Origin of the sequence: Micromonospora sp. NPDC005174 (assembly GCF_040608495.1) — a bacterium.
Classification (GTDB): Bacteria; Actinomycetota; Actinomycetes; order Mycobacteriales; family Micromonosporaceae; genus Micromonospora.
This window is the reverse complement of record NZ_JBEXIJ010000014.1, coordinates 12,584-32,722: the sequence shown is the minus strand read 5'-3', so window position 1 is coordinate 32,722 and position 20,139 is coordinate 12,584. Positions and strand designations below refer to the sequence as shown.

16 protein-coding genes are annotated in these 20,139 nt (G+C 71.5%); 6 read left to right on the top strand and 10 right to left on the bottom strand.

Annotation, left to right across the window (positions count from 1 at the left end; genetic code table 11):
• Positions 1-8 precede the first annotated feature (8 nt).
• Positions 9-440 (bottom strand): DUF2690 domain-containing protein, encoded by a 432-nt coding sequence (locus ABZU91_RS17125; protein ID WP_355240790.1) that lies wholly within the window; start codon positions 438-440, stop codon positions 9-11.
• 18 nt (positions 441-458) lie between these two features.
• On the bottom strand, positions 459-4,325 hold the full coding sequence (locus ABZU91_RS17120) for a hypothetical protein (protein ID WP_355240787.1): 3,867 nt from the start codon (positions 4,323-4,325) through the stop codon (positions 459-461).
• 142 nt (positions 4,326-4,467) lie between these two features.
• Here ABZU91_RS17120 and ABZU91_RS17115 point away from each other — a divergent pair, with 142 nt between their 5' ends.
• From ABZU91_RS17115 to ABZU91_RS17090, 6 genes are all read left to right on the top strand, one after another.
• On the top strand, positions 4,468-5,193 hold the full coding sequence (locus tag ABZU91_RS17115) for an alpha/beta fold hydrolase (RefSeq protein WP_355240784.1): 726 nt from the start codon (positions 4,468-4,470) through the stop codon (positions 5,191-5,193).
• Positions 5,194-5,229: 36 nt separating this feature from the next.
• A complete protein-coding gene (locus ABZU91_RS17110; RefSeq protein WP_355240782.1) occupies positions 5,230-7,674 on the top strand; it encodes a tetratricopeptide repeat protein in 2,445 nt (814 codons plus the stop codon).
• 145 nt (positions 7,675-7,819) lie between these two features.
• The gene (locus tag ABZU91_RS17105) at positions 7,820-8,686 is read left to right on the top strand and encodes an ABC transporter permease (RefSeq protein ID WP_355240779.1); all 867 of its coding nucleotides are present in this window, start codon (positions 7,820-7,822) and stop codon (positions 8,684-8,686) included.
• 11 nt (positions 8,687-8,697) lie between these two features.
• Entirely contained in the window at positions 8,698-9,726 is a 1,029-nt protein-coding gene (locus ABZU91_RS17100) for an ABC transporter substrate-binding protein (RefSeq protein WP_355240776.1), read from the top strand.
• Positions 9,713-10,483: an ABC transporter ATP-binding protein gene (locus tag ABZU91_RS17095; protein ID WP_355240774.1), complete on the top strand. Its 771-nt coding sequence runs from the start codon at positions 9,713-9,715 to the stop codon at positions 10,481-10,483. The genes ABZU91_RS17100 and ABZU91_RS17095 overlap by 14 nt, the downstream gene beginning before the upstream one ends.
• Complete coding sequence (locus ABZU91_RS17090; protein WP_355240773.1) at positions 10,480-11,337, top strand: TauD/TfdA family dioxygenase; 858 nt, start codon at positions 10,480-10,482, stop codon at positions 11,335-11,337. Before ABZU91_RS17095 ends, ABZU91_RS17090 begins: the two co-directional genes overlap by 4 nt.
• Positions 11,338-11,366: 29 nt before the next feature.
• On the opposite strand, the gene ABZU91_RS17085 is transcribed toward ABZU91_RS17090, so the two are convergent.
• From ABZU91_RS17085 to ABZU91_RS17050, 8 genes are read right to left on the bottom strand one after another with little or no spacing between them, the layout of a single operon-like run.
• Positions 11,367-12,494: an LLM class flavin-dependent oxidoreductase gene (locus ABZU91_RS17085; RefSeq protein ID WP_355240770.1), complete on the bottom strand. Its 1,128-nt coding sequence runs from the start codon at positions 12,492-12,494 to the stop codon at positions 11,367-11,369.
• Positions 12,495-12,513: 19 nt separating this feature from the next.
• Entirely contained in the window at positions 12,514-13,581 is a 1,068-nt protein-coding gene (locus ABZU91_RS17080) for an LLM class flavin-dependent oxidoreductase (protein WP_355240767.1), read from the bottom strand.
• The gene (locus tag ABZU91_RS17075) at positions 13,578-14,093 is read right to left on the bottom strand and encodes a GNAT family N-acetyltransferase (protein ID WP_355240764.1); all 516 of its coding nucleotides are present in this window, start codon (positions 14,091-14,093) and stop codon (positions 13,578-13,580) included. Before ABZU91_RS17075 ends, ABZU91_RS17080 begins: the two co-directional genes overlap by 4 nt.
• The gene (locus ABZU91_RS17070; protein ID WP_355240761.1) at positions 14,090-15,445 is read right to left on the bottom strand and encodes an NtaA/DmoA family FMN-dependent monooxygenase; all 1,356 of its coding nucleotides are present in this window, start codon (positions 15,443-15,445) and stop codon (positions 14,090-14,092) included. Before ABZU91_RS17070 ends, ABZU91_RS17075 begins: the two co-directional genes overlap by 4 nt.
• Positions 15,446-15,460: 15 nt before the next feature.
• On the bottom strand, positions 15,461-16,669 hold the full coding sequence (locus tag ABZU91_RS17065; protein ID WP_355240758.1) for an LLM class flavin-dependent oxidoreductase: 1,209 nt from the start codon (positions 16,667-16,669) through the stop codon (positions 15,461-15,463).
• Positions 16,666-18,309: an ABC transporter ATP-binding protein gene (locus tag ABZU91_RS17060; RefSeq protein WP_355240755.1), complete on the bottom strand. Its 1,644-nt coding sequence runs from the start codon at positions 18,307-18,309 to the stop codon at positions 16,666-16,668. The genes ABZU91_RS17065 and ABZU91_RS17060 overlap by 4 nt, the downstream gene beginning before the upstream one ends.
• The gene (locus ABZU91_RS17055; RefSeq protein WP_355240752.1) at positions 18,309-19,199 is read right to left on the bottom strand and encodes an ABC transporter permease; all 891 of its coding nucleotides are present in this window, start codon (positions 19,197-19,199) and stop codon (positions 18,309-18,311) included. Before ABZU91_RS17055 ends, ABZU91_RS17060 begins: the two co-directional genes overlap by 1 nt.
• A gap of 4 nt (positions 19,200-19,203) precedes the next feature.
• The gene (locus tag ABZU91_RS17050; RefSeq protein ID WP_355240749.1) at positions 19,204-20,139 is read right to left on the bottom strand and encodes an ABC transporter permease; all 936 of its coding nucleotides are present in this window, start codon (positions 20,137-20,139) and stop codon (positions 19,204-19,206) included.

The following is a 20,139-nucleotide window of genomic DNA, read 5'->3' as shown; positions in this document are numbered from 1 at the left end:
GGTCCCTCTCACGCGCACGCGGTGCTGGTGTAGCCCGGGGCGCCGGTCCACCGGGCGCTGACACCGAGCTTGGGTGAATAGATCATCCGGCTCCAGGAGTAGGAGGCGTTCGAGGCTGAGACACCGGACTGGTTGTAGCCGGTGGCGCACTGGAATGCCTGCACCTGCGACGGGTACGAGGTTCCCCACGAGGCGGGCACGCGGGCCCAGTTCGTCTTGCAGGTCGGCGACCAGCGCAACTCGATGTAGGAGTAGGTGCCCCAGATCCGGGCCGACGCCGTGGTCGTGGCGTCCGCGCTGCAGCCCGAGGCCTCCGGGTCCTGGCCCGAGCAGTAGTCGCCGTAGCAGCTCACCGCAAGGGCCGGTGAGCCGACCGCGATGGTGCCAGACAGGCCGAGGGCGACGGCGCCCAGCAGACTGATGAATCGAGAGTGGTTCATGGCATTTCCTCGCTTCCGTTACATGCCCATGGCGGGCACGGTCTGGTTCATGGCCTGGGCGTAGAGGGTCGTGCCCTCGTTCTTCGGGTGGAACGACTGCTGCGACGCGCTCATCCCAGGGCTGTCACCGGGCGTCTTGGCCATCACCACGCCGTGGATCGACTCGGGTGAGCCGCAGGCACCCTTGCCGGCGAACTCGTCGTTGGGGTCGGAGTACCAGGCCCATCGCGTGCCCTGGCCGTTCGCCGTGGCAACAGCAGCAGCCAGATGCTGATCCAGCAGCTGACCCATCTGGGCCAGCCACTGCGTCTCGGCCGGGCTGATGCCGATGCCCGCAACGCCGGCGAGGCAGACGCCGTCGTTGTCGATCAGCCTGGGATATCCCATGAGCAGGACCTTGGCGTTCGGCGCCTTGACGTGGATCTGGCGTAGAACCTCGGCCACCTTGGGCTCGACGGCATTCAGCAGCTGCGGCTCGGTGACCCTCAGCGGCTGGGTCTCGCCGTCGAGCGTCTCGTCCTGGCAGTCATGGAAGAGGTCCGCGATGCACTTCTTGATGATGTCGCTGAACAGGGCGTCGTTGCCGCCGACCGAGAGCGTGACGAGCGTGGTGTTCTCGTCGACGAATCCACGGTCGAGCTGGTTGAGCTCGCCGTACTGCTCCACGTGCTTGTCATCCGGCCCGGGGCGGTAGGGCAGCAGCGGCATGACGCCGTTGGTCCAGGCACCCGAACAGGCCAGCAGGTGGTAGTCCATCGAGGTGTCCCAGGCGTCGGCCCGGATGCCGATCGGCAGCGACGACGACGGGAGTACCGCCTTGCGGCTCCAGGCGTTGCGCGAGCGATGGCAGGCGTTGCGGGTGGCCTCGTCGCCGCCGTTGTTGTCAGTCTCGCGGTAGTAGTCACCACCGCCGGTGACCGAAGCGCCCTCTCCGGACGAGTACGAGTCTCCGAGTGCGACGACCTGATCGTGCGGCTTGCCGGGCAGCGGCTGGAACGCGACGGCATCGAAGGCGATGTCGTCATTGCCGGTGCCGTCCAGAGTCTGCGAGCTGAGCCGGACCCGTGGCACCCCCGCGAAGGGGAACGCCCCGAGCGACACCCAACGGTTCTGCAGGGTCCGCTGCAGCACGACTCGGGTCTTGGTGCCGTTGCCGAGGTCGATCTCGTACCTCGCCTGCTGCGTGTGGGCCCCATGGTCCGGCATGTGGACCATCACCCGCGCCCAGCCCGACAACGACCGGTTCAGGGTCCAGGTGCCGGTGACCTTCATCTGCGCCTCGCCGCTCTGGCGCGTGCGTGCGAACCAGAAGTGGCCGCCGAAGCCGCCACCGATCTGGTGGAAGTCCACCTTCGACGGGTACGTGCCCGAGCCGTCGGCGGCGAACGTGAGGCCGAAGGTGCCCTGGTTGATCCAGGGGTGGCCACACGAGGTGCGCACCGAGGGCACCGAGTCGGCGACGTCGTCGATGACCAGGGCGCCGGCTGGCAGGCCCGCCAGCGCGCAGTTGGGCGGATAGCTCACGCCATCCGGCTGCTCAGGGTACGTCTCATCGAACCGCAGGAGCTCGTACCCGCAATCGGTGTTGCAGTCCTTCCAGGCGGTGGACTGGTGGTACCAGCACTGCAGGTCGTACTTCCCGGACGCGTTGCGGTGTCCGCACGGACCGGCCGGCTCGCCGGCCACCGATGGATCGTTCGGGACGAAGACCATTCCGGGGTGGCAGTCGTTGGAGCTGTCGCAGAACTGGTCGACGGGCGGCTTCGCCGTCTCCCGGTTCGCCTCCGTCGTCCACCATGCGGCCCGGTAGCCGGCGATCATCGTGTCCGGCGCGACCACCGAGTCGATGGGGTGGCCCGCCCAGCCGAGGACCTTCTCCTCGTACGGCCAGTACTGCGGGTGGGCGGCGTCCGCGTACGCGTACTCGAGGAACGGCAGCCGGTCGGCCGGATAGCGCGGGTTCGCCGGATTGTTCGCCCAGCCCACCCCCCAGGGTTGGCCGGCGTCGGCCTCGGGATGGAAGCCCGAGTTGTACGCCCACACGGCGAAGAACCAGTTCTCAATGTTTGCCGGATCGCCGTCGTTGACGATCAGCCCAGCCGCGCGCGTCTCGTTCCATTTCGCCACCAGGATCCGCAGCCCAGCCGCGATGTTGGTGGCATAGTCCAGGGCGATTGCCCGTTGCTGGTTCGCCGTGCGGGCCGGATCACCCAGACGCATGCCGTCCGTGACCTGGGCGACCCCGTAGCCACAGTCCGCGCTGCTCCAATCGATGATCCAGTCATCGCCGGTGTTCTGGTTGTACAGCTCGCGACCGTAGAAGTTGCCGATGAGCGGATTGGCGGTCGCGCCAGGCAGGGCGACACTCGACGCCTGCCACAGGTTCGACTCCTGGGTCAGGATGCCGAGCAGCACCTGGACCGGGACGCGTCCCCCGCCAGCGAGGGCCGGCCGCGGGAACATCCCCTGTGGGCTCCACGCTGGCAGGCCCGACTGCCGCCAGTTGGCCGGTCGGGTCATCGTCAGGTGCCCGGTGACCGCCTGATCGGCCGCCCACTCGACCTGCCGGGGCGTCGGCTGGTATACCTGGGTGCGCGGATCGTTGCGCGGCACCGAGCAGGTCCGGTCGGCGTCGACCGGGTCGGTCGGCGAGCCCGCGACGAGACCCCGAGCACCGCTCCCGGCCATGATCGGGTGTTCGGCGGACCGCCCCGCCGCCTTGGTGGGCGCCACCGCAAAGCTGACCCGCTGGCCGCTGGCCACGACCTCGGCGTCGATGCGCAGCGAACGAGACCCGCCCGGATCGGCGCCGGCGCTGCCCGGTCGCTGCTGCTTCAGCTTCGTGACCGTCAAGTGGCCTCGGCTGGACAGTGGCGCGAAGCGGCCAGCCTTCGTGCGGAGCACGCTGGTCGGCAGCCTGCCGACCGTGTCGGGAGTACCGGCGAGGAACACGCGGCCGCCGACCGGCGAGAGCGGGCCGACGCTGCCGGCGACGCCGGTGGCCAGCAGCGAAGCCGCCGCGCCAGGCCGGGCCGAGGTTCGGTTGATCCGGACCCGGTCCCCTGACCGCTCCGTGTAGACGACCGCACCCGAACCGTCGGCCCTCAGGTCGAACGGCACATTTGTGGTCCGGACGAGGCCGATCGGGGCGCCCTTGTCCGGGATGCGGACCAGCCGCGCGCCGTTGGCCGCCACCAGACCGGCCTTGACCGGCACGGCCGACGTGATCGTTCCGTCGAGCGAGATTTCGCGGATCGCCTCCTGACCCGTCGCACTGACGACACTGAGCCGGGTCTGGGCCGCGCCCTGCACCTCGTCGTCGCGGAACCGGGTGAGCACTCCCGTCTCGCCGGCACCGCAACCGGGGCTGAAGTACGCAAGCGTGGACAGGCTGGGCAGCTTCGTCACCGCACCCGTCTGCAGATCGACGACGGCGGTGAACGCGCCGCGGTCGAACAGACTGGTGTCGTTGGCGAAGGTTCGCGGCGCGTAGACGACGAAGGCCCGCCGACCGGAGCCAGTGACGCACGCGTTGCCAATCCATTGATCGGCGTCGAAGCCCGGCTCGGCCAGCGTGGCGACGGTACGCCAGGCATAGCCGGCGCTCTGGTCGGCGACGAGCACGTGCAGGCCGGCGGCGTCGCCGCTGGTGATCATGATGCGGTCGTCGGATGAGCGCCAGCCGCGGGGCAGCACCTTGTCGCGCTCCCGGTCGGGCACCGCGGCCGAGGGCTCATCAGTGGTACCGCTGGGTGGCCGCGGGGCCTGAATGGAGGGCGGCGCGGCGGTCGCCAGCGTCGGGACGAGCAACAGGGTGAACAGTGCGGTCGCCGCGATGGCGACACGTCGTCCGATCGCCGGTCCGGTTCGTGGTGCGGTTCGCATGAGGCTTCCTCCGAGGTGGATCTGCCAGTGCGTCCAGTTCTACGGACGGCCGTCGTTGTCCGGGTATCGCGGCGGACAACCGGCCGCGGACGGCAGCGTGGTGACCGCCGATGGACCAGAACGGCCCGACGACGGAGGTCGTGTGCACGTGTTGTGGGAACCGGACGGGACCGGACGGGGCACGGTCGTGTTGCTGCACGGGGCGATGGCTACCGCGGCGACCTGGTGGCGGATCGGGCCGGCGCTGGCCGGTCAGGGCTGGCGGGTGTACGCGATCGACCTGCCCGGCCACGGCGACGCGCCCCGGTTGGACGGTCCGTTCAGCCTGCGGCGGTTCGCGACGCTGACCGCCGAGCGGTTACCGGAGCGAATCGACCTGCTCGCCGGGCACAGCCTGGGTGCGGTCGTGGCACTTCTGCTCGCGGCGGGACGGCTGCGGAGGGTCCGGGCCCTGGTACTCGAGGACCCGCCGGACCGGATGCCCGACGCCTGGGAGGTACCGCCCGCAGACCGGGATGCGGCGCTGCGGCGGGTCCGACGGCTGCATCCGCGGTGGGCCGACGAGGACGTCGCCAGTGCCGTGGACGGGGCCAGCGCGGCCGACCTGGCCGGCATCAGGGCCGCAGTCGCCAGCCGGCCGCGCTGGAACCTTGGCCAGCTGGTCACGGACGCCGCTGCGCCAATCGCAGTGCTCACCCCACCCGCCGGCACCGGTGGCGCGCTGTCGGCGTCGCGGACCCGACTCCGGCGGCTGGTCGGAGCGGATCGGTTCGTCGAGATTGACGGCGGGCACTGCGCCCACCGGGCCTGCCCCGACCTCTGGCTGACGTCAGTGACCAGGTTCGCCGACGCCGTGTTGGACGAGTAAACCGCCGGCACCGGCGGATATGGGGGTCACGGGCGGATGCTGGTCCCGTCACCGGCGCACACCGTGGCATGTCGGGCGTACGGACGCCAGACCGTTCCGCGTTCGTCGATCCTTCCAGGGTGGCGGCGGTCTTACCAACCGTTACCATCTCGTCACGGCAATCGACCGGTCGAGTACTTGGAGCGCTGCATGCCCCGCCCCGAGCGCGCCCTGTTTCCGGAGCTCAGTCCTCTGCACGCCTTCGCCGCCGCCCTACGCGCGCTGCGCGGGCGGGCAGGAAATCCGACCTACCAGGCGATGGCCCGGCACACCGGCCGCTCCCGGACGGCTCTGTCCGAGGCGGCTGGTGGCGACGTGCTGCCGACATGGGACACCGTGATCGCCTACGTCTCGTACTGCGGCCAGGACCCGAACGACTTCCTCCTCGCCTGGGAAGCGTTGCAGGAGCACCGGGAGCAGGACAGCCTGCACGGCGCTCGCCCGCCAATCGCCGCCAGCGCAGGGCCCGCTCCGGCCGATGTGTCGAACCTGCCCCGCCGCCCCGCCGGCCTGTTCCTGGGCCGCGACGACGCGCTGGGGCATCTGGATGAGATTCTCGGCGGTGCCGACCGGGGACTGGTGATCGGCCCGGCCGTGCACGGTCTCGGCGGGGTGGGCAAGACAGAGCTGGCGCTGCAGTTCACCGACGTACACCGGCAGCGATACAACCCGGTGTGGTGGATCAGCGCCGACTCGGCGGAGAACATCGCCACCGGGCTGGCCGCGCTGACCCGTACCCTCGCCCCGCAGTGGTCTGCGGCGACGAGCGTCGACGACACGGCTGCCTGGGCACGTCGGTGGCTCGCCACGCACGACGGCTGGTTGCTGGTCCTCGACAACGTGGTCGATCTCGCCGCGATCGAACCGGTCCTGGCGACCGGGTCCAACGGACGGGTCATCGTCACGAGCCGCCGCTACCTGGACTGGAGCACGTTGAGCCTCGCGCCGCTGGCGCTCCCGGTGTTGACCGCCGGCATCGGCCTCGATCTGCTGCTGCGCCGCACCGGCCGGCAAGCTGAGCGGACCGAGGCCGAACTGCTCGTCGACGAGCTGGGCGGCCTGCCGCTCGCCTTGGCCCACGCCGCCGCGTACCTCGTCGAGCGGCCGCACGTGAGCATCGCGCAATACCGCCGTTGGCTCGCCGAACAGCCGAGCCGCATCCTGGGCGCGCCAGCGATGGCTTACCCGAGCGACGATCTCGTGGCCCGCACCTGGCAGGTGTCTCTCGACGCGGTGACCGCCGACGATCCGCTCGCCGCCCGCCTGCTCGGCGTCGCGGCCTATCTCGGTGCCGATCACATCCCGGTAGATCTGTTCAATCCGCTGGCCGACGCGCTGTCGGTCGAGGAGGCCCTGACCACCGCGGCGTCCTACAGCCTGATCAGCCGGTCGGGCCCGGCCATCGGTATGCATCGGCTGGTGCAGACGGTGATCCGCCTCAGCCAGCCCGGCGAGCGGTCGCTGGCGGACGCCGTCGCGCTGCTGCAGGTGGCCCAGCCCGTCGGCGACCCGGAGACCACCGTCGCCCAGTGGCCTCGGTGGGCGCAGCTGGCCCCGCACATCGACGCCCTGGCGGCGCGCCTGCGAGGCGAGCACGCAGAGACGCTGAGCGCCGAGACAGCCGACCGCACCGCCGAGGTGCTCATGCGCGGCGCCTCGTATCACCGCGGGCAGGGCCGATACGAGGCGTCCCTGGCGCTGTACCGTCACTCGTTGCAGCTACGTGAGAGCACCCTCGGCCTGGACCACCCCGACACCATCACGTCGCTCTACGGTGTCGCCGGCGGGTGTTGGTCCACCGGCCGTTTCGTGGAGGCGATCGCCACCGCCCGCGCCGTTCTGCAGGCCCGCGAGCAGCGCCTCGGCCCCAGCCACCCGGAAACTCTCGATGTCGCGAGCAACATCGCGGTCGGTCTGCGAGAACTCGGACACCACGACGAGGCGATCGCCATGGCTGAGCAGACTCTGACACACCGCGAACAGATCCTCGGTGTCGAACACCCCGAAACCCTGCGCTCGCGGAACAACCTCGCCGGCTGCTATCGCGCGGTCGGCCGCTTGTCCGAGGCGATCGACCTCTACGAACGCAATCTCGAGGCCCGAGTGAGGGTGCTCGGCCCGGACCACCCCGACACCCTGCAGTCGCAGCACAACCTGGCCGGCGGGTACGAGCATGCCGATCGACCGGCCGAGGCGATCGAGCTCTACGAGGCGACCCTCGCGAGCCGGCTGGCGCTGCTCGGCCCGGACCATCCCGACACGTCGCACTCGCGGTTCAAGCTGGCCGGTGCGTATCTCACCGTTGGTCGTTCAACAGATGCCGTCGCCCTGCTGACGCAGGCCTTCGCTGCGCAGCGCTGGCTGTTGGGACCCGATCACCCCGACACCCTCAAGACGTACGCTGCCCTGCGGCAGGCGACGGCGGCCGCCGACCCGCCCTAACCCGACGACGGGTCACGCCGCAGTGACTCCGGCGCAGCCGCTCGGCCCCCGGTGACGGCGGACGACCCCGCTGGGCGGACCCACCGCTCTCCCACCCCTCGATCTCCCCCTTGCTCATTTCCTATCTACGCGATAGGAAAAGTAGGTGACTACCACGGTCCCCGCGCCACCTGCCGCGGACACCTCGATCGGCGCGCCAGCGGCGACCCCTGCCGCAGCGACACCGCACGGCGGACGCCGCCGCCGGGTCCTGCTCCGGCTCCTCGCCCTCGTCGTGCTCTACGCGCTCTGGGAGATCGCCGCCCGCGCCACCAGAAACCCCACCTTCATCCCCTCGCCCGGCGCGGTGTGGCACCAACTCATCCAGACGTCGACCACCCACGACGGCATCCGTGGTTACAGCGGACGCCTGCTCATCGAGCACCTCGGGGTGAGCCTGCGCCGCATTCTGATCGGCTCCGTCATCGGTGTCGCCGGCGGAGTGCTCCTTGGCGTGGTCATGGGCACGGTCAGCTGGATCCGGGTGGTCGTCGAGCCGGTCGTCACCTTCATCCGGGCGCTCCCACCCCTGGCCTACTTCAGCCTCTTCATCATCTGGTTCGGCATCGACGAGACGCCCAAACTCTGGCTGCTCTCCATCGCCGCGCTGCCCCCGGTCGCGGTCGCCACCGCGGCAGCCGTCCACTCCGCGCCGACCGGTCTGGTGGAGGCCGCGCAGGCACTGGGCGCCAGCCGCGCACGGGTGATCCGCGACGTGGTGCTGCCCAACGCGCTACCGGAAATCTTCACCGGGATCCGGATCGCCGTCGGAGTGGCGTACTCCTCGGTGGTCGCCGCGGAGACGATCAACGGCGTTCCCGGCATCGGCGGCATGATCCGCGACGCCCAACGCTACTCACAGACCGACGTGGTCGTCCTCGGTCTCTTCGCCATCGGCCTGTCGGGCCTGCTCATCGATGCCCTGCTGCGGACCGCCGAGAGCCGGCTGATCCCGTGGCGCGGCCAGCTATAGGAGAACAACAGATGCGCAAGATTCTCAGCCTCGTGGCCGCCGCCACCCTGCTGCTGCCCACCGCCTGCGGGGACGGTGCCGCCAGCGGCGGCGGCGACCCGGACCGCAAGAGCATCCGGATCGCCTACCAGGCGTTCCCGAGCGGTGACCTCATCGTCAAGAACCAGGGTCTGCTGGAGAAGGCCCTACCCGACTACCAGATCACCTGGACCAAGTTCGACTCCGGCGCCAGCATCAACACCGCGTTCGTCGCCGGCAGCGTCGACATCGCGGCGATCGGATCGAGTCCGGTCGCCCGCGGGCTCTCCGCACCGTTGAACATCCCGTACCAGGTCGCCTTCGTGCTCGACGTCGCCGGCGACAACGAGGCACTTGTCGCCCGCAAGGGCTCCGGGGTCACCGACGTGAGCGGCCTGCGCGGCAAGAAGGTGGCGACCCCGTTCGCCTCCACCGCCCACTACAGCCTGCTGGCCGCGTTGGACCGCGCCGGCGTCAAGGAATCCGACGTCACCATCGTCGACCTGGAACCGCAGGACATCCAGGCCGCCTGGACCCGCGGAGACCTGGACGCCGCCTACTCCTGGCTGCCGTCGCTCGACGAACTCAGGAAGACCGGCACCGTGCTGGTCACCAGTCGCGAGTTGGCCACCGCCGGCAAGCCCACCCTGGACCTCGGTGTCGTCGCCACCGACTTCGTCACGGCACACCCCGCCGCCGTGGACGCCTGGCGTAAAGCGCAGTCCCAGGCCCTCAACCTGATCCACAACGACCCCGCCGCAGCCGCGAAATCGGTGGGCGTCGAGCTCAACCTCAGCCCGGAGGAAGCACAGCGGCAACTCTCGCAGGGTGTCTTCCTCAAGCCCGCGGACCTGGCCAGCCCCGCATGGCTCGGCACCTCGGCAGCCAAGGGCCAACTCGCCGACAACCTCGTCAGCGCGGCACAGTTCCTCAAGACCCAGCAGAAGATCGACGCCGTGCCGGACCTGGCGACCGTCCAGGCCGCCATCTACGCCGAAGGGCTTCCGGATGTCCTCGGCTGACCCTGGCGGGACGGCCGCGATCGCCGTCAACGACGTCGAGCACGCGTACGGCGACGTCATCGCCCTTGGTCCGCTCGACCTGACCGTACCGACGGGTGAGTTCCTCGTCCTGGTCGGCGCCTCCGGCTGCGGCAAGAGCACCCTGCTGCGGCTGATCGCCGGCTTCGAGCGGCCCACCACCGGGACGGTCCTGACCGCGGGGCTGCCGCCGGTTCCGGGGCGCGGGGCCGGCCTGGTCTTCCAGCAGCCCCGCCTGTTCCCGTGGATGACCGTCGGCGGCAACATCGAGTCGGCCCTGCGCTACGCCGGACAGCCCACCGACGGTGTCGGTCGGCTCCTCGCCCGGGTCGGCCTACCCGATGTGGCCAGGCGCCGTACCTGGCAGATCTCCGGCGGTCAGCAGCAGCGAGTCGCGATCGCCCGCGCTCTCGCCGCGGACCGTCCGCTGCTGCTGCTCGACGAACCGTTCGCCGCGCTCGACGCGCTGACCCGGGAGCGCCTCCAGGAGGACCTGCGCGCGGTCAGCACCGTAACCGGTCGGACCTCGGTGTTCGTCACCCACAGTGTGGACGAGGCCGTCTTTCTGGGCAGCCGGGTCGTGGTACTCAGCCCGCGCCCCGGCCGGATCGTCCTGGACCTGCCCATCGACCTGCCGCGCACCGGCGTCACACCGGACGACCTGCGGGGCCTGCCCGAGTACGCCGCACTGCGAGCCGAGATCGGGCACGCCGTCCGAAGCGAAGGAGCATCCACATGACCACCGTGCTCGTGCAGCTCGACCTCGAACCGCTGGGGCCACACTTCGGTGCCCTCGTGCACGGGTTGGACCTGGCCACCGCCAGCGACGAGGAGATCGTCGCTCTCCGCGCCGCCCTGGTCGACCGCAAGGTGCTCTTCCTCCGCGACCAGCACCTCGACGACGACGCTCAGGTACGCCTGGGACGCCGGATCGGCGAACTGACCGCCTCGCATCCGGTCGTCGGTGGCGTCGACGCAGCCCACCCGGAGGTGTACGCCCTGGACAGCACCGACAATGGCTTCGCCGACGTGTGGCACACCGACGTCACCTTCATGAAGCGGCCGCCACTCGGCTCGATCCTGCGGGCGGTCACCCTCCCACCGACCGGCGGCGACACCAACTGGGCCGATGCGCAGCTGGCGTACGACTCGCTCAGTGCGCCCGTACGACGACTTGTCGACCGCCTCACCGCCGTCCACGACGGCACCCGCGAGTTCGGCTACTACCTGGCCCAACGCGGGGGCAACGTGTGGGAGGGCCAGCCGGTGTCCCGGCTCGACCCGGTCGAGCACCCGGTGGTCCGGGTACATCCCGAGACCGGCCGAAAGGGAATCTTCGTGAACCCCGGCTTCACCTCGCACATCGTCGGGGTCTCCGACGTCGAGAGTCGGGCCATCCTGGACCTGCTCTACGCCCACCTCACCAAGCCGGAGCACATCGTGCGGCACCGCTGGCGCCCCGGCGACGTGGCACTCTGGGACAACCGCAGCACGGCCCACTACGCCAACCGCGACTACGGGTCCGAACGGCGGGTCATGCATCGCATCACCCTGCGCGGGGACGTCCCGCGCGGACCGCAGGACCTTCGATAGTCGACGATCCCGCACCGGCGCGGACGTCGTCAGTCCCGCCACTCCTTGGCGAGCAGCTCGTACGAGCCGACCCGGTCGCCGTGCGCGTGGGTGATCGTGGTGATCAGCAGTTCGTCGGCGGCGGTGACGTCACGCAGGACGCGCAGCCGTTCGACGACCGTCCCGGGCGACCCGACGAACTGGGTGTCCACCCGGTCGGCGACGAATTCGCGGTCCTCGTCGGTCCACGGCAGCGCGGCGGCCTGCTCCGGGCGTGGGAACGGGATCGCGCCGTCACCGCTGCGGATGCTGCGTACCCAGGGCCCGTACGGCGCGGCGAGGCGACGTGCCGCCTCGTCGGTGTCGGCGACGACCACGTCGGCGGAGACCACCACGTACGGCTGGGCCAGCACCGCCGAGGGTCGGAACGCGGCCCGGTAGGCGGTCACCGCGTCGAGCACCGAGGAGGGGCTCACGTGGTAGTTCGCGGCGAACGGCAGGCCGAGCGCGCCGGCGAGTTGGGCGCTCTCGCCACCGCTGCTGCCCAGCAGCCACACCGAGAGGTCGGTGCCCTCCCCCGGTACGGCGTGCGCGTCCAGACCGTTCTCGTCGGTCCAGTCGCCGCGCAGCAGGGCCAGGACGTCGGCCACCTGGTCGGCGAAGGCCGGCGGCTGCGCGCCCGGTTGGTGCAGCAGTGCGCTGGCCAGCGCGAAGCGCGGTGAGGCGAGCACGCTGGCGTAGGAGAACGGCGGCGGGATCAGCAGACCGTCGACGACCCGGGCCTCGACGGGCGGCACGTTCGGAGGCGCGGTGGGTGCCCGGGCCGCCTCGACGCGCCGCTGCCCGGAACGACCGAGTCCGAGGTCGATCCGCCTGGGGTACAGCGCGGCGAGGGTGCCGAACTCCTCGACGACCGACAGGGCCGTGCGGTGACCGAGCTGGACGGCGCCGGAGCCGACGCGGAGCACGCTGGTGGCTGCGGCAACCTGCCCGATGAGGACTGCGGGCGCCGAGCTGGCGACGCCCGTGGCGAGGTGGTGCTCGGCGAGCCAGTAGCGGTGGTAGCCGGACTGCTCGACCCGGCGGGCCAGGTCGACGGTGTTGCGCAGGGCGTCGGCGACGGTGCCCCCGGCGGGCACCGGCGACAGGTCGAGGACGGACAGTGGCGTCGATGGCATGGTGGTCTCCCGTTCCTTGTCAGACCGCCGGCGTGGCGGTGACCGCCGGCGCGAAGGGGCGGCTGGGGATCTCTCGTCGCAGCACCGGCGCCACCTCGGCCTGGAACAGCTCCAGGCTCTCCCGGTGCTGCTTGTCGGTCAGCCCGTCGTGATCGGCCTGGAGGTGCATGACCTCGTGGCCGAACTCCTCGTGGTAGCGCAGCACCTTGTCGACGATCTGCTGCGGGCTGCCGACCAGGATCGAGCTGCGTTCGATGGCGTCCTCGATGCTGGGAAAGACCGTCGGCAGGCCGAACCGCCGGAATGCGGCGACCCGGGCGTCGAAAATCGGCCGGTACCGCTCGATCGCCTCCTGCGAGGTGCGCGTCACGTAGAAGCCGGCCGAACCGGCGCCGACCAGGGCGTCGGCCGGGTCGTGGCCGTAGTGCACCCAGCGGTCCCGGTAGTGGCGGATCAGTTCGGCGTACGGCTCGCTGGTGTTGGTGACGTTCGCGGAGAAGATCGGGTCGCCGTACCGGGCGGCCAGGTCGACCGACTCCCGGCTGGTGGCGCTGCCGTGCCAGACACGGATGGGCTGTTGCAGCGGGCGCGGCCAGGTCTCGGCCTCGGTCAGCGACGGCCGGTACGTTCCCGACCAGGTGACCGTGTCCTCCCGCCAGAGCCGACGGAACAGCTCGTAGCCCTCCCGGTTCCGGTCCCACTGATCCTCGGCCGTGACGTGGAACAGTTGCGCCTGCGCGGCGCCGTTGCCCTTGCCGATGATCAGTTCGAGTCGGCCGCCGGAGAGGTGGTCGAGGGTCGCGTAGTCCTCGTACGCGCGGACCGGGTCGAGCAGGCTGAGCGTGGTGACGGCGGTGAAGAGGCGGATGGTGGAGGTACGGGCCGCGATGTGGCTCAGCACCACCGGTGGCGAGGAGGAGATGAAGGGCCGTTCGTGCCGTTCGCCGACGCCGTAACCGTCGAAGCCGAGTTCCTCGGCGAGGACAGCCGTGTCGACCACCTCCCGGAACCGTTCGCTGGTGCTGGGGCGTCGACCGGTGACCGGGTCGGGCAGGTGGGTGATCAGGGTGATCAGCAGGAACTTCATGCGGGGACCGTCGCTTCCGGCACTGAGATCATGGGGCGGCGCACCGCCAGGGCGAAGCAGCGCGAGTAGGGCAGGGTGTCGTACGGGGCGAAGACCGGGATGGGCCGGTAGCCCGCCTGCTCGTACCGGCGGATCGCGTCGGGCTGGCGGTCACCGGTCTGTAGCACGATCCGTACCGCGCCGAGCTGACCGGCGGCCTCCCGGGCCGCGTCGAGCAGACTCTCGGCGATGCCGCGCCCCCGGTGGGCGGGCGGGACGTACATCCGCTTGAGTTCCAGGTCGGCGCCGTGCCACCGCATGGCGGCGTGCCCGACCGGCGTGGCGTCGGCCGTGTACGCCACGCCTGTCCACGCCACCGAGGTCGGGGTGAGCACCTGGGCCGTGGGCAGGTGGATGGGGTCGGCGGGACGGTCGGCGTACCGGTGGCGCAGTTCGGCGGTCATTCCCGACCGCAGGGCTGTGGCGTCCGGGTCGTCCCACCGCCGGCGGCAGACCGTGACGGGCGTGGTCACGCCGCACCGACGCGGCCGGACGGGCGGGCGGGGCCGAGACCGAGGTGGTCGCGCAGGGTGGTGCCGGTGTACTCGGTGCGGAAGACGCCGCGTTCCCGCAACAGTGGGACGACCTGGTCGACGAACTGGTCGAGACCGCGCGGGGTCAGGTGTGGCACCAGGATGAACCCGTCGGCGGCGTCGGACTGGACGAAGTGGTTCATCCGGTCGGCGACCTGCCGGGGGGTGCCGACGAACGACTGCCGGCCGGTCACCTCGATGATCAGATCGCGGATTCCCAGGCTCTTCTCCTCGGCCAGGGCACGCCACCGACGGGCGGTGTCGAGCGGGTCCGGGTACATGCCGGCCCGGCCTCGGCTGATCGCGTCGGCGCTCACGTCCGGGTCCTCGGCGGGCAGCGGGCCGTCCGGGTCGTACGCGGACAGGTCCCGGTTCCACAGCTGTTCGAGCAGCAGGATCGCGGTCTGTGGGCTGACCTGCTGGCGGCGGATGTGGTGGGCGCGTTCCTGCGCCTCGGCGTCGGTGTCGCCGAGCACGAAGGTGACCCCGGGGATGATCTTCAGGTCGTCGGGGTGGCGGCCGTGCCGGGCGAGCCGGGACTTGACGTCCCGGTAGAACTTCTGGCCGTCCTCCAGCGTGCCGTGCCGGGAGAAGATCGCGTCGGCGCTGGACGCCGCGAACTCCCGTCCGTCAGGCGAGTCACCGGCCTGGAGGATCACCGGGTGCACCTGCGGGCTGCGCGGCACGGTGAAGTGCCCAGCGATGTCGAACTGGTCGCCGTGGTGGGCGAACGCGCCGGGGTCCGCCTCCGTCACGTACCGTCCGCCGTCGCGGTCTCCCACGATCGCCTCGGCCGGCCAGGACTCCCACAACTCGCGGGCCGTCCGGACGAACTCGGCGGCCCGCTCGTAGCGCAGGGAGCGGTCGAGGTAACCGCCCCGGCGGAAGTTCTCCCCGGTGAACGCGTCGGACGTGGTCACGACGTTCCAGGCGGCGCGCCCGCCGGAGAGGTGGTCGAGGCTGGCCAACTGGCGGGCCAGCTCGTACGGCTCGCGGAAGGTGGTGTTCAGGGTGCCGGCCAGCCCGAGGTGACTGGTGACGCTCGCGAGGGCGGCCAGCAGGGTCAACGTGTCCGGGCGGCCCACCACGTCCAGGTCGTGGATACGGCCACGCTGCTCGCGCAGGCGCAGCCCCTCGGCGAGGAAGAGGAAGTCGAACGTGCCACGCTCCGCGGTACGGGCCAGGTGGACGAACGACGAGAAGTCGATCTGACTACCGGAGTCGGGGTCGCTCCACACCGTCGTGTTGTTCACGCCGGGAAAGTGCGCGGCCAGGATGATCTGCTTCGGCATGACGGTCTCCAGAGATCAGGCGGTTGCCGCGACGGCGTACCGGCTGGCCGGTCGGGGCAGGCCGAGCAGGTCACGCAGCGTCCCGCCGGGATATCCGACGCGGAACAGACCACGGCCCCGCAGCGCGGGCACCAGCGCACGGGTGATCAGGGTCAGGTCGTGGGGAAGCACGGCGGGTCGAAGCCGGAAACCGTCCACACCGGAGTGCTGCCAGCTGGCGATCAGGTCCGCCAGGTCGGCCGTTGTTCCGGTGAAGGTGGCTGCGTCCGACCGGTACTCCTGGCCGTGCAGCTCGTCGAGACGGGCGCCGCGCCGGCGGGCGAGGGTCGGCGACTCGTCGAGCAGGACACCCAGGTCGGCGAACACGCGCAGCGGCGGTTCGGTCCGGCCGACGGCCGCCTCGGCCGCCCGGACCTCGGCGACGATCGCGGCGGCGTGCGCGGCGTCGGTCGGGGTGACGAAGACGACGTCGGCGTGCCGGGCGGCGAAGGCGTACGGCACCGACGAGTGGGCCAGCGCGGCCACGACCGGCTGACCCTGCGGCGAGCGGGGCACGATGGAGGGGCCCTTGACGGAGAACCACCGACCCACGAAATCGATGTAGTGCAGCCGCTCCCGATCGACGTAGCGTCCACTCGCGACGTCCCGGATCTCGGCGTCGTCCTGCCAGCTGTCCCACAGGCGGCGGACCACCTCCACCGCGTCGCCGGCCTCGGCGAAGAGGTCACCGACGAGTCGGACGACCTCCGGGTGGTCGAGCCGGGTCGGATCCAGGGCGGGGATCTCCCGGCGACCGAAGTGACCGGCCTCGGCGCGCCGGGCGGAGACCCGGGGTCGCCAGCCGGCCCGGCCGCCGCTGAGGTGGTCGAGGGTGGCCACGCCGGTCGCGAGGTGGAACGGTTCGGTGTGGGTGGTGCTGGTGGTCGGCACCAGCCCGATGTGCCGGGTCAGCGGGGCCAACCGCGCCGCGATCTGCACCGCGTCGAGACGGCCGCGGAGTTGGTCGACCCGGCCGTCGGGGCCGTCCGGTCGCGTCGACTGGAGGTCGAGGCTGTCCTCGACGGTGAGCAGGTCCAGGGTGGCGCGTTCGGCCTCCCCGGCGAGGGCCGCCCAGTAGCGTGCGGTGAGCGGTGCCCACGCGTCGGCGCGGGACAGACGCCAGGCGGCGGGATGCCAGCCGAGGCCGTCGAGGGCGACTGCCAGGTGCAGGGTCTTTCCGGTCATGGGCGTTCCTCCTGCGGTCGGCCGGCGGCGACGAGCGTGGGCAGCGCGTCGAGCAGGGATCGGGTGTAGTCGTGCCGGGGGTAGGTGAAGACGTCGCCGACCGGACCCTGTTCGACCACCGTGCCGTCGTGCATCACCAGCACGCGGTCGCTCAGGTGGTGCACGACGCCCAGGTCGTGGGAGATGAACAGCAGCGCGGTGCCGTCGGCGGCGCGTAGCTCGGCCAGCAGGTCGAGGACCTGCGCCTGGACGGAGACGTCGAGCGCCGAGACCGGCTCGTCGCAGATGATCAGACTCGGTCGGGGGGCGATGGCGCGGGCGATGGCCACCCGCTGCCGCTGCCCGCCGGAGAGCCGTCGGGGGTGCCGGTCCAGCAGGTCCGGCCCGAGACCGACGCGACGCAGCAGGTCGACGACGTGGTCGCGCCGGTCCCGCCGGTCGACGTCGGGGTCGAGGTTCTCCCCGATGACCTGGCCAACCGTGTAGCGGGGGTCGAAGGAGCTGAGCGGGTCCTGCGAGATCAGTTGCAGCCGGCGGCGCATCGGGCGGCGGGTCCGTTCGCGGGCGGCGGACCACGGCATTGCCTCGAAGGTGACGGTGCCGGCGTCGGGGTCGAGCAGACCGGCGACGATCCGCGCCACCGTGCTCTTGCCAGACCCCGACTCCCCCACCAGCCCGAGCGTCTCGCCACGGGCGACGGAGAAGGAGACGTCGCGGACGACTGTGTGCTCGCCGTACCTCCTGGTCAGCCCGCGTGCGTCGAGTACCAGGTCGTCGGGGCGGACCTCGCCGCGGGCGGGCAGGGTCGCCCGGGCACCCACGACCGTGGCCGTCGCGGCGAGGCGGCGACCCCGCGACGACGCCGACGGCACCGCGGCCAGCAACTGCCGGGTGTACGGGTGTTCCGGTGCCCGCAGCAGCCGGCCGGTGGGTCCGTCCTCGACGATGCGACCGTCGCGCATGACCAGGACCCGGTCGGCGACCTGGGCGACCACCGCCAGGTCATGACTGATCAGCAGCAGGCTCACGCCGGCGGCCCGCCGTTCGGCGAGCAGCCGCAGGATCTGGGCCTGCACGGTGACGTCCAGCGCGGTGGTCGGCTCGTCGGCGATGAGCAGCGCCGGTTCCCCGGCGATCGCCGAGGCGATCAGCGCTCGCTGTCGCAGCCCGCCGGAGAGCTGGTGGGGATACTGTCGGGCCCGACGCTGCGGCTCCGGCAGGTGGACCAGGTCGAGCAGGTGGGCGACGCGACCGGCCCGTTCCCGTCGGCCGACGATGCCGTGGGTGGCGAGCACCTCGCCGACCTCGGCACCCACCGTGCGCAGCGGGTCGAGGGAGACCAGCGCGTCCTGCAGGACCAGCCCGGCGAGGCGGCCCCGGACCCGCCGCCAGTCCCGGGGGCGGTGCGTCCGCACGTCCTCGCCGGCCAGCTCGAGCCGGGCCGCGCGGACCCGCGCGCCCGGGCCGGCAAGACCGACGAGGGTACGGGCGGTGACGCTCTTGCCGGAGCCGGACTCCCCGACGACGGCCACGCACTCGCCACGCTCGACGGTGAAGCTGATCCCACGCACCGCGGCCACCTGGCCGGTCGGGGTGTCGAAGTCGACGTGCAGGTCCTCGACCGTGACCAGCGGGCCCATCAGCGTCGCCGCCCGTCGAAGCGGGCCTGCCAGTGCCGGCCGACGACGGTCAGCGAGACCACCGTGGCGGTGACGGCCAGGCCGGGGACGATGCTGATCCACCAGGCCACCTGGAGGTAGTTGCGTCCCTCGGAGAGCATCGCGCCCCACTCCGGCGACGGCGGCTGGGGGCCCATGCCGAGGAAGCTGAGCCCGGCGGCGGCCAGGATCGCCTCACCGAGCCCGATCACGGCGAGCACCGGCACCGGGCCGACCACATTGGGCAGCACGTGCCGCAGCACCAGCCGAGGCCGGGACTGCCCGAAGGTGACGGCCTGTTCGACGAAGCCGGAGCGGCGCACGACGAGCGTCTGACCACGGACCACACGGGCGTGGTGTGGGAGGGTGGCGATGCCGATGGCGACGATCAGGCTGGCGGTTCCGGGGCCGGCGATGGCGATGAACAGCAGCGCCAGCAGGAGCATGGGGAACGCCGACAGCGCGTCGAACGTACGGCTGAGCGCCTCGTCGGCGACCCGGTGCGTGAGCCCGGCGAGCAGGCCGAGGAGCACTCCACCGGTCACCGCGATCGCGGTCGCGGCCACACCGATGGTGAGCGAGTGACCGGCGCCGTGCACCACCCGGGTCAGGACGTCGCGGCCGAGGTGGTCGGTCCCGAACCAGTGCCCGGCACCGGGCGGACGCAGCACGGCGAGCGGATCGGCCGCGAGCGGGTCGCCGGGGGCCAGCGCCGCCGGCCAGGCCATGGCGACGACCAGCAGGACGAGGTACGCCCCGGCGGCGAGCAGACCGGGTCCCGGCCGTGCGCGTCGACGTACGGCCGGTTCGGTCGGGTCGACGAGGATCCCGGCGGGCGCGTCGGTGAGTGGGGTGCCCAGGGTGACGGTCATCGGGTCAGCTCCTTCGCAGACGCGGATCGACAAGCAGGTACGCCAGGTCGGCGGTGGTGTTGACCACGACGTAGCCGGCGGCGGAGAGAGTGACCACGGCCAGGACCACCGGCATGTCCCGGGTGGTGACCGCGGAGAGGGTGACCTGGCCGAGGCCGGGTCGACCGAAGACCTGTTCGACGATCACGGTGCCGCCGATGACGATGCCGAAGACCCAGCCGGCCAAACTGACGGCCGGCAGGACGGCGTGCCGCAACGCGTGGCGCACCAGGACCGATCGTTCCCGTACGCCTCGGGACCTCGCGGTGAGCACGAACGGCTCGTCGAGCGCCTTGTCGATGCCGTCGCGCAGCACCTGGGCGAGCAGCCCGGCGATGGGCAGCGCGAGGGTGACGGCGGGCAGCACCAACGCGACGACGCCCTGGTCACCCGATACCGGGAAGAAACCGAACCGGAACGACAGCACGCTGAGCAGCAGGAGCCCGATCAGGAACGACGGGGTGGAGACCAGCAGCAGTTCGGTGCCGGAGCTGAGCCGACGCAGCCACGGTCGCCGGTACCCGGCGGTGGCCACCGCGATGAGCAGGGCGAGCAGCACCCCGAGCCCGGCGGCGGCGACCGCGAGCGTGAGGGTGGGGGCGAGCTGTTCACCGATCACCTCGGTGACGGGTCGTTGCAGGAGGTACGAGCGACCCAGGTCGCCGCCGCCCAACCGCCCGAGGTAGTCGAGGTACTGCACGACGGCGGGCCGGTCCAGGCCCCAGTCGGCGATGATCTCGGCGCGGATCTGCGGGGTGTCCGCGCCGTCCCCGACGATGTTGTCCACGGTGTCGCCGGGGGCGGCCAGCAGCGCCAGGTAGGCGGCGGTGGCCGCGACCCAGAGGACGACCAGGCCGGTGCCGAGCCGGCGGGCCACGGCACGCACGGGTGGGCTGCTCAT